Source organism: Roseovarius roseus (genome assembly GCF_043355935.2).
GTDB classification, from domain to species: Bacteria; Pseudomonadota; Alphaproteobacteria; order Rhodobacterales; family Rhodobacteraceae; genus Roseovarius; species Roseovarius roseus.
In genome coordinates this window covers 14,702-28,249 of record NZ_JBHFPE020000021.1, presented here as the reverse complement: position 1 = coordinate 28,249, position 13,548 = coordinate 14,702, and the positions used below count along the sequence as shown (strand labels likewise).

The following is a 13,548-nucleotide window of genomic DNA, read 5'->3' as shown; positions in this document are numbered from 1 at the left end:
TTGCACCGAACCAGCATCATGTTGGCGGCCACGCGCTGACCACGGACCGAAGCATGTGCCCAAAGGACCTCATTACAGAGCGGCGTGAAGATCAGGCACTGACGCCCAAAAATGCCGCTCTCCTGCTTCGGCGGGATCAGTCTTTTTGCGAAAAACGCCTTGACTGGGACCGACCCGTTACCGAAGTCCTGAGCCTAATCACTTACCCGCTGCGCTGCCTTTCCATTGAAGAGCCATGAAAGTAAAGGCGCTCTACTTAGATAAAACCAAGCCATCCAAGACGGTCGAGAGTGGTTGCATGAACGAACAAGCCGAACAACATGCAAAAACTTCTCAAAGCATCAAGGTAATGTAACCGTTCTGAACTAGGCATTTGGACAGGCGGGCACGTGGGAGGGCCTTTGACTGTTCTGGAATTATTGAATTTTTCCACTAAAGACACCCTATGCTACCTCCCCCGCGTGCCCCTCACTCCGGCACGAACCTCGGCAACTTCGGGAGCGTCTCGCGCATCAGGCGTTGCAACCGCGCGTCGGCGGCGCCTTCGGGCTCGTTTTTCAGGATCGGGGTGATGTAGCGCACGATGGCGCCGTCGGTGCGGTCGATCGTGAGGCTGTCATAGACAACGCTCATCTTGGCCTTGAAATCATTGGTCATGCGCTTGCCGCGCTGCTCGAACCAATAATAGACCAGCTGCTCGGACAGGCCTTTCTGGATAACCGCTCGATTCACCTCGAACGAGCCGTAGCCGGTGCCGTCCATGTCCACGGGAACGGCCTCGAAGCTGTAGATCTCCCATCCGCCGACCGGCAGGCAGACTTCCGGGGAATGGATCCCCGAACCTTCGGTCTGCTTGTCGTAGAAGGCCATGAAAAGCTCGACCGGGACAGGCTCTTCCGGGTGGCGGTAGAAGGCGGCAAGGTAATCGCTGGCCCCCAGCACCCGTTCGATATCAGAATCCAGCATCGAGAAGGTGCCCGACCATTCGCCTACCTGGCGCGGATAGAGCGAAAAGGGATCACGGTCGACGGCCTCCGGCTCCTTGCCCTGCTGCAGCACCCATCCGGCTGAGACGGCCAGCGTCAGCACCGCCGCCGCGATCAGCCCGCGCGAGGCGCGGATGCCGAAGATGCGCCCGGCAATCGGCAGGAACCCGGCCGTATCCAAGTCGATCGCCTCCGTCAGGGGCTTGGGATCGGGCGTCAGACGCTGCAATGCGATGGCCATGAGAAAAAGGATCGCGATGCAGGCACCGAAGATGATCCAGCCCTCGAAGAAATGGAGGAACCCCTCGGCATGTTCGATCCCGTAGCTGTTGACCAGCACGCCGATCACCCCGATGCGGAAGGAATTCATCAGCACCGTGAGGGGGGCCGCCGCCAGAAGCAGGGCCACCTTGTGCCAGAGCGGGCCGCGATAGAGGATGGCGAAAAGGTAGGAAAAGCTGAGGATCGGGAAGAGATAGCGCAGCCCCGAGCAGGCCTCGGCGACCTGCAGCTTGTAGACGCCCAGATCGATCACGTTGCCCTCGAGATAGACGGGCACACCCATCAGCGAGACGAACCATACACCGATTTCCGATGAAATAGTCTGGAGCATGATCGTGAGCTGCAGGTAGATGAATTGCGGCAGCGGCAGCATGAAGATCAGGTGGACGACGCCCAGCTGGTGCAGCTTGCCCCGCTCCCAGCCAAAGATTGTCAGGACCACGCCGCCGACCCAGATGATTAAAGCATAGGTGACAATATCGGGGATGCGGGTCAGGTTGCCCGCGATCGCCAGCAGCAGCGCGAGGGTGATGACGATGAGGCCCGGCGCGCGGTCATGCACGACCGGCTTCGGGGGCGGCAGGGCGCGCATCTCGCGCAGGAACAGATAGAGCGAGATCAGCGGGATCAGAGGCCCGTGGCTGTATTCTGGGGTTGACCAAGCTTTGGCCAGCGATACGAACCCGATCCAGAAAATCGGAATCGACGCTGCCAGAAGCAGCGCGAACCACAGCAGTCCCGCCAGATTGAACGGGCGGGCCAGGATACTCGGGCTTGATTGATCGGTCACCGACATCTCGTCACATTTTCCTCACACACCCTGCCCACCTGGGCCGGAACGGGCACACTCATCATTGTGGAATTTCTACCGGAAAATCAGAACCGGTGCGATTCAAAAAACATTGAGCCACCGCAGGCGGGCGTCCTGAACACTCTGTTTTCCAAACGCATATAATGGCGCCGGCTCAAGGGCGGATGACGAAATCCCGCTGCAATGTCAGGAAGACCCGGTTGGACGTGGCCGTGCCCGCGCCGCTTTCCTCGCGCACGCGGTATTCATAGCCCGAGGAGAACTGCCAATCCCGCGTCAGGCTGCGCGAATAGGTCGCGCGCAGGTTGGTGCGGCGGGTGTCGTCCGGCACGATGCTACCGATCTGCTCGATCTCGGCGTAATCGGTCGCGAAACCTATCGAGGAGATCGAGTTGATCTCGTAATCATAGCCCAGCGAGACTTGGGTCGTGCGCAGCTCGTTCGACTGGGTGCTGGTGGCCACCTGCCGCGAGAGCGAGGCGCTGAAGGTGCTGCGCAGCATTTCATGGATGAAATCCACGCTGCCCACCGGGCGGATCGTGTCATCGACATCGCTGGTCACGCCAAGGCTGAGCTCGACCGAGCCGCGCGGCAGCAGCCATGCGCGATTGGCCAGCCAGGTTGCCGACTGGCCATTGACGCTGTCGTTGAGATCGAAGGTCGTGCCGATCGAGCCGGCCGCAAGCTCGCGGCTGAACCCGATACTGCCGATAACGCCGTTTTCGGTCTCCGAGCGGCGGGTGCCGAGGATGGTCTCATCGGTCTCGATGTCCTGAAGGCCGACCGAGATGTCGAACGTGTCGGTGCTCGACAGCGCATGGGTCAGCCCGAGGCTGGCGCTGGTGGTGCGCCGGTCGGTCAGGGCCGTATCGTCTGCGCTGTAATCCTCATAGCCCAGAACCAGCCGGGTCTCGGTGACGGGGCTGAGGGCCAGCCGCGTCGTGCCACTGAGGTTGTAGATCTGGGTATCGAAAAGGCCCGGATCGGTCGTGCCCGAATAGGTGCGGTCGCGATACCGCCCCGTCAGGATGAAGCCGATCGGATCGTTTAGGCCCGTTTCAAAGGAAAAGCGCGCTCCGATCTGCTGGCGCTCGCCCTGATCCTGGGTCAGGTCGGTCTCATCCAGCGGGTCATCCTCGAAAAAGCGGTCATTCTCGAACGGGTCGATCGCATCTACCGAGGTAAGATCGTAATCGAGCCCGAAGCCGAACGTGCTGTTCACGCCCTCCCGGTCATAGCCCAGACGCGCGCGCTGGCTGTCAAAGGTCCGGCTGTTGGCGCCTGGCGGCTCGATGGCGCGGAGCACGCCGCTCATATCGAAGCGCAGCTCATCAATGGCACGGCGGTTCACATAGCCGAAGGAGAGCTGGGTATCGAAGAGCTCGGCGCTGTCGCCGTTGGTCGGGCGCAGGCTGTAATTGTCGGTCGCGCTCAGCGTCGAGCTGATCCCGAAGGTCAGTACCGGCCCGCCTTCGGTGGGCCCGTCATCCGCGCGTGCCCGGCCCGTGCTGCCGCGGATGGGCGTCACGGGATCTGCCACGGGCGTTTCCATCAGGCCCGAATCCACGTCGCCCGTATCAACAAGACCGGATTCGACGAAGCCGGTATCCAGCGGATCCACGCCTTGGGGATAGGCGTCAGCGGGGCTGACGCCCTGCTGGGCCAGCGCGAAGCCCGCGCCGATGGTGAAGACCGACAGAGTGCCAGCCCCGGCAAGAAGATGGGTGCGTTTCACGAGCCGCCCTTATTCGAACAGACGGCGCTCGGGCACAACAATCACATCACCCGGAGCCAGAATGGTCGTCGCCCGAATACTGTCCGCCCCTCCCATGGTGCGGTAATTGAAGCGGTAGACCGTCTCTTTCTTGGTGGCCGGATCGACGCGGCGCAGCTGGATGCGCTTTTCGGCGGCAAAGCGCGACAGCCCGCCCGCCTCGGCCAGAAACTGGATCAGCGTGGTGCCGGGCAGAACTTCCTTGCGACCGGGCGAGGCCGCCTCGCCGAGAATGTAGACATTCATCAGATCGGGGCCAGTCGGGGCCCGGGCTGCGGCAGGGGCGCGGGGAGCCAGGGCAGAGACCGACACCGCGACCGTCGGCGCGACGGCGAAATTGTCTGCCATTTGCTGCGAGAGGGTCTGTGCGACCGTGTCGACGTTACGCCCGCCGGCCCGGAGCGTTCCGGCCATCGGGAAGCTGATCGAGCCATCCGGCAGCACAAGAACATTCCGGTTCAGGTTCGGATCTTCGAGAACCTCGATCTGCAGGGTATCGCCCGGCTTGATCCGGTAGCCGTCTTGCGCGAGCGAAGCGCCGACCGATCCGACCAGCAAAAAAAACGCCATGAGAAATCTGATCATTTCGTGCCTCTGTCCCGTTTGAGATTTGCGTATCTTATTTTATGTGTGATTCTACAGCATTTGCCGAAGAGGCAAAACGCACAACTTAAAGAAATACTGGCTCTGCGGCAGATTTGTAGCGCTTCCAAGGCGTTTTGCCATTCTCCCGCTGAGACGGGTCCGTATAGCGCCCCTACTGTGCGGGCGCGGACAGGCGGGCAATCTCCTCGTTGACCTCTTCCATGAAGTCCGGTTCGGGGCCGTTTGCAGCAATTTCGGCCACCTTGCGGAATTGCGCCAAGGCGTCTTCCCCGCGCTCGAGCGCGACATAGGTCCGGGCTAGATGATACTGCACCCTCGGATCCTCAGGCAGCCCGGCCGCCGCGGGCTCGAGCGCCGCGAGCGCCGTGTCGAGATCCCCCCGGCGGAAGGCGATCCACCCATAGGTATCCTGAAAGGCGGGAACGTTGCGGTCCCGCAAGCGGCGCGCGATTTCATGTGCGCGGTTCAGACTCTCTTCATCTTCCTTCACGGTCGCCAGCAGGCTGGCCAGGTTGTTGGCGATGATCAGGTTGTTGCTGTTCTCAGCATAGAGCCGCTCATAGATCTCGATGGCCCCCGCAGCATTGCCCTTTTGCTCCATGATGCTGGCCATGGCCCAGTTCAGGCGCAGATCCCCGGGCGAAACCTCAAGTCCGTCCATAATGGCCTGACGCGCGGCTTCGGTGTCTTCCTGCACTGAGTAGATGTTGTAGAGTGCCAGCCAGAACCGCGGATCGCGCGGATATTCTGCGGCCAGATCGCGCACGGCGGCCTCGGCAGCATCGGCCTGCCCGGCCACGGCCTGCACCGAGGCAAGCAGGAACCGCGCGTTGACGTCATCGGGATTGGCGTCGAGGGTTTCACGCGCATATTGCAGCGCCCCTTCCACGTCGCCCTCTACCAGACGCGTGCGCACGATCGTCGCTGCCGCGCCCATGCCGCTTGCCCCTTCCCCTGCAAGCGTCTCGAGAAAGCCCATAAGCTCACTCTGGCGGTCCTGCGCGGCCAGTTGGCGCGCTGTCAGCTCGTTGACGGTCCGCTTGGCGGCGGCACTGTCCTGACGCTGCAGGGTCTCGATGATCTGCGTCAGGCGCGGCCAATCCTGCTCGCGCATATAGATCTCGCCCAATCCGCTCAGCAGGGAGATATCGTCAGGGACCATGCGCAATGAATTGATCAGCACGGTCTCGGCGGTGCGCAGGTCCTCTTCGGCGATCAGATGCCGCGCATAGCGCAACGATTCCTCGGGCGCGCTCCTAGAGGCCTCGACGGCACGGGCCAGCATTTCCGACATTAGCTCGGGGTTGCCGGCACGCTCGTGGGCCTGCGCCAGCAGAGTCATCGCCTGCGCATCGTTCGGCGCCTCCCCGAGAACCGACCGCAGCGTCACGATCGCCTCGTCGGCCATATCGCCCTGGATCAGCCAGGCGGCCCGGATCTTCATCGCATCGACCTGGCTCGCATCCTCTTCCAACACCTGCTCGATCAGGGCCCGCGCGCCGACCTTGTTGTTCGTCACCTCCAGCATCCGGGCCAGCATGACCATGATGCTACGCCGCTCATCCGACGGCTCGGTATCCTCAATCAGCTTTTCCATCTCGGCGATGGCCGCATCACGATCGCCCAGATCAAACCGGAATCCGGCACGCAGCGCGGTCAGTTGTTCTTTTCCGGGCGGATCCTCGGCGAGGATCCGGTCCAGCTCCGTACTGGCGACCTCGGCCCCGCGCACTTCGGAGAGAAAGCGGATATAGGTGATGATGTCATCGATCTCGCGCGGCTCCTGCTCAGAGCGCTGTTTGAGAAAACTCTCGGCGGCGTCGGTATCGTCCTGCGACAGATACCATCGGACCAAAGTGGAGGGAATGGTAGGATCATCCGGAAAGCGCGTTATCATTTCTTCGAGTTGCGCGCGGATTTCCCCCGTCTCTCCCAGCTGATTCAGGACACTGAGGCGAAGCGTGTAAAGATCCTGGGTATCGGGTGCCTCAGCAAGGGCGGCATCTATCGCCGCCAGCGCGCCGGTCCAGTCCTCTTGGCGCAGGAGGTCGTCAATGATGACGCGCCGGGCCACCAGCAGATCGGGATCTTCGGTGACCAGCGCTTGCGCCTTGGTCACGGCGTTGCGCAGGGTCCCACTATCGCTGTCGATCAGCCCGTCACGATACTCGATCGCTACATTGACGGCCCGCACGATAGGATCCTCGGGCGCCAGTTCGGCGGCGACGGTGGCATGGGTGCGCGCCGCGTCCCAGTCATTGGTCTGCAACGACAGTTCTGCCAGCGCGCGCTGGCCCGGGAGGCTGTCAGGATATTGCTCCACCAGCCGGAGATACTGGCCGAACGCCTCGCGGGTATTGCCGCGCGCGCGCTCGGCATCCGCATATTGCAGACGGGCATCGCGGTGCTGACCATCCAGCTTGAAGACATTGCGGAATTCGACCAAGGCGCGATCGACATCGCCGGCTTCCAGCAGCTCCAGCCCGGATTGATAATGTCCATCCGCCCGCTCTTCCGCCGTATCGCAAAAGGAGAGAAGGCCTGCAGTGGCAAGTGCCAGAAATGCCGGTTTTATCATATTGTCACTCTTGTATCGTTAAACGCGGCCAATCCGCCCCGGACACCGCAGGAATGGCCGTCCCGGTCCCATGTATCAGATATCGAGAAGCGAATGACACTTTTCTTTATCTTTTGCGCCGGATCATCAGTATCCAGTGCCGCGAATCACCACAGCAACCGTCCGCATGAGGATCGTCAGATCCTGCGCGAGCGACATGGAAGCCAGATACCGGCGGTCAAACCCTGCTCGATCGGCAAAGCTCGACTCGTTGCGCTCCGAAACCTGCCAAGGCCCTGTGATGCCGGGGCGCAGTTCGAAATAGGCCGTGCCAGGATAGAGCGATTCCTGATCGACCATCATCGGGCGGGGCCCGACCAAGGACATATCCCCGATCAGAACGTTCCAGAGCTGGGGAAGCTCGTCGAGAGACGATTTACGCAGGAACGATCCTGTCGCGGTGATGCGCGGGTCGCATTTCAGCTTCTGGCTCTCGTTCCATTCGTGCCGGGCCGCCGGATTCTCGCGCAGGTAGTCCTCCAGCAGTGCGTCGGCCCTTGGCACCATCGTGCGGATCTTGACCATGCGAAACACGCGGCCGTTCCGCCCGAGACGTTTTTGCAAGTAGATCGGGCTGCGCCCGTCAAGCGAGACAAGGCACATCATGATCAGGATAAGCGGCAGAGAAATCGGCAAGGTCACCAGCACCAAGGCGATATCAAGGCCCCTTTTCGTCCCATGGGGGTAAAGGGACCGCCGACGCTGCGCGCGTTCCAGCCCCGACTGTGCTTTTTCAATCCGCGTCTCGTAATAATCCCGAAAAGCCATCGGACGCCCCCCACACACCTTACAAAAGTACCATCAACCAAGCCAAGATGGCTTGATCCTTATTCGCTAGAATAACCACTGATCAGCAGCAGGCAGCCTGCCTTTTCACTCACAGCCAAGTGAACAACCCTGCACTGCCTAAAACAAGACACAATTTGGTTAAATCTACAAAAATAAATCCTCAACCCTATGGAACCCTTAGAGTTTTAAGCCTTTCCCCGTGAAGAGCGGCAGAATGGACCCCGAAGGATTGTTACCGCTCTCAGAACAACTGCCGATAAAAAGCAAAACTGTTTTGCGGGCGCCATTGCCTGATTCGGGTCACAAGGGCGGTCCTGCCCCGGATCGTCCCTCAAATTTCCTCACTCTTGCCATCAATGCGCGGGATTGTCTGTTGAATGATGCCGCCGCAACAGGCAGATAAAAGGACCGGGCGGACGCGCCGCAGGCCGTGGCGGTCCGGTATGTTCTCACGGGTCAGGAAATGGGCGCCAAGATGCAGGATCCGTTTGAAGGATGCACATGAGACCGGAAACCCTCTATGCCGATTTCTTCGGCCTGTCCGAACGCCCGTTCACACTGCTGCCAGACCCGACCTTCCTCTATTGGTCCAAGGCGCATCGGAACGCCTATACCGTTCTCGATTACGGCATCTTTTCGCGCGCGCCCATCACCGTGGTCACCGGCGAGATCGGCTCGGGCAAGACGACGCTGATCCAGCATCTGCTCAGGAACACGGACCCCTCGATCACCGTCGGCCTCATTTCCAACGCGCAGGGTGGGCGCGGAGAGCTTTTGCTGTGGGTTCTGAACGCGCTGTCCATCGAGGTACCCAATGACGCATCATATGTGCAGAAATTCCAGAAGCTGCAGGATTTTCTGATCTCGGAATATGCTCAGGAACGCCGGGTGGTCCTGATCTTCGACGAGGCGCAGAACCTGTCGATGGAAGGGCTGGAAGAGTTGCGCATGCTCACTAATATTAATGCCAATAAGGATGAGCTGATCCAGCTGATCCTGATCGGGCAGCCGGAATTGCGCGACGTAATCCGCAGCCCCAAGATGAAGCAGCTGGCCCAGCGGGTGGCCGCAAGTTTTCACATCCCGGCAATGGATGAGGAAACGGTGGCGCAGTATATCCAGCACCGGCTGCGCACCGTCGGCGGGAAGGGTGACGAATTTACCACGCGCGCCTGCAAGATCGTACATGAACAGACCGGAGGAGTGCCGCGGCTTGTCAATCAGCTGTGCGACATTGCAATGGTCTACGCGTGGAGCAATGAGCAAAGTATAGTGACCGCAGAGACCCTTCAGGGCGTTCTTGACGATGGGCTTTACTTTGGGGCTTCCCTAGCATCGGAAGAAAGCGACAAGACATGAGCGAGTTGAAGTATTATTTCTCGATTGCCTTCAGGCGTCTGCATTACTTCCTGTTCGTTGCGGTGATCATCTCGGCCGTCTCCGTCATCATGGCGCTCACCCTGCCACCGGCCTATGAATCGCAGACTCGCCTGCTTCTGGAGGGGCCGCAGATCCCGTCCGAGCTGGCGAGCTCCACAGTCATGGTCGGACTGATCGAGCAGCTGGAAGTCATCGAGCAGCGGCTGACGACACGCGCAAACATGCTGGCGGTCGCGCGCAGCCAGAACGTGTTTGAAGATGTCCAAGAAATGACGGCCGACCAAATCGTCGAGGCGATGCGCGCGCGCACCATTATCCAGACGCCCGGCGGACGCGATCCGGTTCCGATCATGAACATCACGTTTGAAGCCCGCAGCCCGCAGATCGCTGCCGGGGTTCTCAACGAATACCTGACCCTGATCGAGCAGCAGAATGCCGAATTCCGCACCTCGCGCGCGGGCAACACGCTGGAGTTCTTCCAGCGGGAGGTCGAGCGGCTGGGCCAGGACCTCGATGCGCAAAGCGCCCGAATCCTCGAATTCAAGACCGAGAATTCCGAGGCTCTACCGGAGAGTCTCGAATACCGTCTCGACCAGCAGGCCAGCCTGCAGGAAGAGATTCGCCAGATCGACCGGGATGTATCGTCGCTCAGGAACCAGGCTGAGCGGCTTGTGCAAATATTCGAGGCTACCGGCCAGCTCGAGGGCAATTCCGGCGCCCCCCTGTCCCCTGACGAGCAGCGCCTGCAGCAAATGCGCGCCCAGCTTGATGAAACACTGTCCGTCTACGCCCCCGAAAGCCCCCGGGTAAAGATGTTGGAAGCACGGATCGCGCAACTGGAAGATCGGATAGCCTCGCGGGCTCAGGCCGAGCCGCAGACGGATGCCTCCGCTCCAAGTCGCGGGTCCGTCACCCTCGATCTCCAGCTGAGCGAGATCGAGACGCGCATCACCATGCTACAGGAACAGCGCGAGGACGCCGCGGCGCGGCTCGAGACCCTCAGCAAGACCCTGAGCGAGACCCCCTCTAACACCGTGACTCTCGACGAGATGACGCGCAGCTACGCCAATATCGAAGCGCAGTACAATACGGCTGTCGACCGCCTTGCGCGGGCCAGTACGGGCGAGCGGATAGAGAGCCTGTCTCAAGGTCAGCGCATATCTATAATCGAACCGCCCGCCGTACCCACCGAGCCCACGAAACCCAACCGGATCCTGATCGCGGGCGGGGGCACCATGCTTGGTATTCTTGCAGGCATCGCCCTCATCGTCGCGATCGAGCTGCTCAACCGCACGGCCCGCCGGCCCGAAGACATCGTCAAGCGCATCAGTGTGCGCCCCCTCGCCACCATTCCCTACATGCGCAGTGGCTCGGAGATCTTCTGGAAGCGGCTGATCAGGATCACCGTCTATCTTGTAATCCTTCTAGGGATTCCCATAGCCGTCTATGCCGTGCATCTTTATTATCTGCCGCTCGATCTTCTGGCCGATCGGGCCATGAACAAGATCGGCGTCCGCTGGTGACCGGCCGTAACGATATCAGGAGCGCTTGAGATGGAACGCATTCAGGAAGCCCTGGCCAAGGCCCGGGCACAGCGTCAGGAGGGCAGTCAATCCCGGACGCAGCACGCGCCTCAGCCCGCGGTCCGCCCGTCGGTCGATGCCGCTTGGGATGCGCTTGCACCCTTCAAGTTAAACCGCGCCCTGCTGCAAAAAAACAGGGTGACCGCCGCCGAGAGGGGGCGCGACGCCGCACCCTACGATCTTCTGCGCACCAAGATCATCCACCAGGCGCAGACTAATGGCTGGCGCCGGGTCGCGATCGTCTCGCCCGATGCGGGGGCCGGCAAGACGACCACCGTGGCCAATCTTGCGTTCAGCTTCGGGCGGCAGCATGACATGCGAGTGCTGTGCATTGACCTCGATCTGCGCCGGCCGACGCTTCACAAGGTTCTGGGCCAGACCAGCGATCACTCCATGGCCGATGTACTGGAGCAGCGCGTGCGCTTTTCCGAACACGGGATCTGCCTCGGAGATCGTGTCGGCTTCGGCCTCAACAACGGCCCCGCCTCCAACCCCTCGGAGCTTCTGCTGAGCCGCGGCGCCCGCGACGTGCTCGCAGAGATCGAGACGGACTATGCCCCGGAGCTAGTGTTCTTCGACCTCTCTCCGCTCAATAGCAGCGACGACAACATCGCCTTTCTGCAGAATGTCGACTGCGCGATCATCATCGCCGCCGCGGAAAACACCCCGCTCAAGCGCCTCGATCAGGCCGAACGGCAGGTGGCGGAGCTGACCAACGTGATGGGCATGGTTCTGAACAAATGCCGCTATACCAGCGATGCCGAAGGGTATGACTACTATTCCTGAGGACCGGGTGCCTGCATAGGAGCGGGAGCAGCCGGAAGGAGCCGCGATGCCCGAAATTGCGATCATCATTCCGCATTACAATGATGTGATGCGGCTGGAGCGTTGCCTTGCGGCCCTGATGGAGAATGAGCTTTGCGGCTGTGAGGTCCTGGTCGTCGATAACGGCTCGTCCCAGTCCCTGGCCGCGACCGAGGCGAAATTTCCCGGTATCCGCTTTGCCCTCGAGCGTCAGAAAGGCGCCGCCGCCGCGCGCAACCGTGGCGTGGCCGAGACGCGCGCGCCTTGCCTCATGTTCATCGATGCCGATTGCCTTCCGGCCCACGACTGGGTGGCTGTCGGCCGTGCGGTGGCGGGCCGGGCCGACCTGGTCGGTGGGCGGGTCGAGGTCTTTGACGAAACCCCGCCGCCACGCAGCGGGGCCGAGGCATTCGAGGCCGTCTTCGCCTTCGATTTTCGCCAGTATATCGAGGTGCAGGGGTTTTCCGGCACGGGTAACCTGATCACCCGGCGCGATGTGTTCGAGGATGTGGGCCCGTTTCGCGGCGGCGTCTCGGAGGATCGCGACTGGTCCTTTCGCGCGACGGCCAAGGGATATCGGCTCGTCTACGAGGACAGCCTGCGCGTGGGGCATCCGTCGCGTCAGGATTGGCCGGCGCTGCGCGGCAAGTGGCGGCGTATCACGCAGGAAATGTTCGGACAGACTGGCGGGGACGCGGGGGCGCGGCTGAAATGGGCGCTGAAGGGGCTGATGATGCCGCTCAGCATCCTGGCCCATCTGCCCAGGATATGGAGAAGCCCGGCCCTTTCGGGCGCGGGTGATCGCTGGCGCGCGGCAGTCACCTTGATCCGCCTGCGACTCGTGCGGATGGCCTGGATGCTGCGTCAGGCCGCGGGGCTCGAGATCTGAAACGCGAAAAGGGCCGCGTCATGCGGCCTCTCTAGCCACTGGATCATGTCCCCAAAGATCAGGCCGGCTTGCGGCGCCGGCGCAGGGCGGCCAACCCGCCAAGCGCCCCGATCAGCAGAAATCCCGCAGCCGGAAGCGGCACGGGCATCACGGTGATCGCATCCACGTCGAACCCACCTGTGGGGCCCGTAGCCGAGGGCAGGCCAGCACTTTGATCCGAAGACCCAGCTCCGCCAGCGGTAAAGGAGGAGCCTCCGCCCAGGCCCGCAATGGGGTTACCGGAGCCGGACACGCCATCGTTCGCGCTACCGGAGAACAGGGTCCGGGTCAGATCCGTCAGGCGCACGGTGTCGAATACACCGTCCGCAGTGAAGGTGGGATCGTCGAAGGTTTCGCTATTGATGAAGGGGGTCGGATTGGCCGCGACAAAACTGTCGGCAATCCCCTTGCGGCCAACTTCGATCAGCACCGCCTCCTTCCAATTGGGGTTTTCGTTGAACGTCACCTCGATAAGGGCCCCGGACGCAAAAAAAGCCTGACCGGTCGGCGTGCCGAACTGAAATTCGACCACGGCATCGTAGCCAAGCTCAAAGAATGCGCCATCCGCTTCGCCGAATGCGTTGGAGATATCGTCTCGTCCGTCCGCCGTACCGCGTGGGCCATCCTTGATGACTTCTGCCGAGGTTGCATGAATCGCGGCGGCATTCGCCATGGGCGCAACGGCAAAGACCCCCGCAACCGCCAGCGCCGCAGCACCGGTCCTACCCAAGATATTCCCCACAAAACTCATACCAATCTCCAAGCCTCGAAACGCACATCTAAATATAACATAAATCAGATAGCGCGCCGGGCAAACAGAAATGCCTCGGATCCGCCCTATCTTTGCCTTGTTTTCAGGGGCGCAGGGGGCGCAGGCTGACTGCTCGGGGATCAATTCCCCCAGAGTGCGGCCATTATGCACATTCGATGAACATTTCACTGCCTTGCAGTATTAGCACGCCGATTCGCCGCAAAAACAAAAAGGGCC

Annotated in this window: 11 protein-coding genes; 5 read left to right on the top strand and 6 right to left on the bottom strand. The window is 61.3% G+C overall.

The annotated features are described in order from the left end of the window. On the top strand, positions 1–239 hold a 239-nt coding region (locus tag ACEWPL_RS17900; RefSeq protein WP_420744376.1), incomplete at its 5' end, for a hypothetical protein. A gap of 229 nt (positions 240–468) precedes the next feature. Here the strand turns inward: ACEWPL_RS17900 and xrtD are convergent. The 5 genes from xrtD to ACEWPL_RS17875 all read right to left on the bottom strand — a co-directional run bounded on the left by xrtD (position 469) and on the right by ACEWPL_RS17875 (position 7,844). Further along, complete coding sequence (gene xrtD, locus ACEWPL_RS17895) at positions 469–2,064, bottom strand: VPLPA-CTERM-specific exosortase XrtD (protein ID WP_393932202.1); 1,596 nt, start codon at positions 2,062–2,064, stop codon at positions 469–471. Between the two features lie 169 nt (positions 2,065–2,233). Beyond that, the gene (locus tag ACEWPL_RS17890) at positions 2,234–3,814 is read right to left on the bottom strand and encodes a hypothetical protein (RefSeq protein ID WP_393932204.1); all 1,581 of its coding nucleotides are present in this window, start codon (positions 3,812–3,814) and stop codon (positions 2,234–2,236) included. Between the two features lie 9 nt (positions 3,815–3,823). Continuing rightward, entirely contained in the window at positions 3,824–4,423 is a 600-nt protein-coding gene (locus tag ACEWPL_RS17885; protein ID WP_393932206.1) for a polysaccharide biosynthesis/export family protein, read from the bottom strand. 187 nt (positions 4,424–4,610) lie between these two features. Next, the gene (locus ACEWPL_RS17880) at positions 4,611–7,037 is read right to left on the bottom strand and encodes a tetratricopeptide repeat protein (RefSeq protein WP_393932208.1); all 2,427 of its coding nucleotides are present in this window, start codon (positions 7,035–7,037) and stop codon (positions 4,611–4,613) included. Between the two features lie 126 nt (positions 7,038–7,163). Then, positions 7,164–7,844, bottom strand: a complete 681-nt coding sequence (locus ACEWPL_RS17875) for a sugar transferase (RefSeq protein WP_393932210.1) — start codon at positions 7,842–7,844, stop codon at positions 7,164–7,166. A 522-nt stretch (positions 7,845–8,366) separates the two neighbouring features. Between ACEWPL_RS17875 and ACEWPL_RS17870 the strand changes: the two genes are divergently transcribed. The 4 genes from ACEWPL_RS17870 to ACEWPL_RS17855 are packed head-to-tail and all read left to right on the top strand — an operon-like array spanning position 8,367 to position 12,521. After that, positions 8,367–9,224 carry an ExeA family protein gene (locus tag ACEWPL_RS17870; RefSeq protein WP_393932212.1) on the top strand — a complete coding sequence of 286 codons (858 nt, stop codon included), beginning with the start codon at positions 8,367–8,369 and terminating at the stop codon, positions 9,222–9,224. Next, positions 9,221–10,768: a GumC family protein gene (locus tag ACEWPL_RS17865; RefSeq protein WP_393932214.1), complete on the top strand. Its 1,548-nt coding sequence runs from the start codon at positions 9,221–9,223 to the stop codon at positions 10,766–10,768. Before ACEWPL_RS17870 ends, ACEWPL_RS17865 begins: the two co-directional genes overlap by 4 nt. A 30-nt stretch (positions 10,769–10,798) precedes the next feature. After that, positions 10,799–11,614: a CpsD/CapB family tyrosine-protein kinase gene (locus tag ACEWPL_RS17860; protein ID WP_393932216.1), complete on the top strand. Its 816-nt coding sequence runs from the start codon at positions 10,799–10,801 to the stop codon at positions 11,612–11,614. Positions 11,615–11,660: 46 nt separating this feature from the next. Next, positions 11,661–12,521, top strand: coding sequence for a glycosyltransferase family 2 protein (locus ACEWPL_RS17855; protein ID WP_393932218.1), 861 nt, complete (start codon positions 11,661–11,663; stop codon positions 12,519–12,521). Between the two features lie 58 nt (positions 12,522–12,579). On the opposite strand, the gene ACEWPL_RS17850 is transcribed toward ACEWPL_RS17855, so the two are convergent. Beyond that, positions 12,580–13,311, bottom strand: coding sequence for a VPLPA-CTERM sorting domain-containing protein (locus ACEWPL_RS17850; RefSeq protein WP_393932220.1), 732 nt, complete (start codon positions 13,309–13,311; stop codon positions 12,580–12,582). Positions 13,312–13,548: the final 237 nt, after the last annotated feature.

Bases quoted from the DNA above. Each gene is read 5' to 3' on its own strand.
- ACEWPL_RS17865 (WP_393932214.1), top strand. From the start codon at position 9,221: ATGAGCGAGTTGAAGTATTATTTCTCGATTGCCTTCAGGCGTCTGCAT.
- ACEWPL_RS17870 (WP_393932212.1), top strand. From the start codon at position 8,367: ATGAGACCGGAAACCCTCTATGCCGATTTCTTCGGCCTGTCCGAACGC.
- ACEWPL_RS17855 (WP_393932218.1), top strand. From the start codon at position 11,661: ATGCCCGAAATTGCGATCATCATTCCGCATTACAATGATGTGATGCGG.
- ACEWPL_RS17875 (WP_393932210.1), bottom strand. From the start codon at position 7,844: ATGGCTTTTCGGGATTATTACGAGACGCGGATTGAAAAAGCACAGTCG.
- ACEWPL_RS17880 (WP_393932208.1), bottom strand. From the start codon at position 7,037: ATGATAAAACCGGCATTTCTGGCACTTGCCACTGCAGGCCTTCTCTCC.
- ACEWPL_RS17885 (WP_393932206.1), bottom strand. From the start codon at position 4,423: ATGGCGTTTTTTTTGCTGGTCGGATCGGTCGGCGCTTCGCTCGCGCAA.
- ACEWPL_RS17850 (WP_393932220.1), bottom strand. From the start codon at position 13,311: ATGAGTTTTGTGGGGAATATCTTGGGTAGGACCGGTGCTGCGGCGCTG.
- xrtD (WP_393932202.1), bottom strand. From the start codon at position 2,064: ATGTCGGTGACCGATCAATCAAGCCCGAGTATCCTGGCCCGCCCGTTC.
- ACEWPL_RS17860 (WP_393932216.1), top strand. From the start codon at position 10,799: ATGGAACGCATTCAGGAAGCCCTGGCCAAGGCCCGGGCACAGCGTCAG.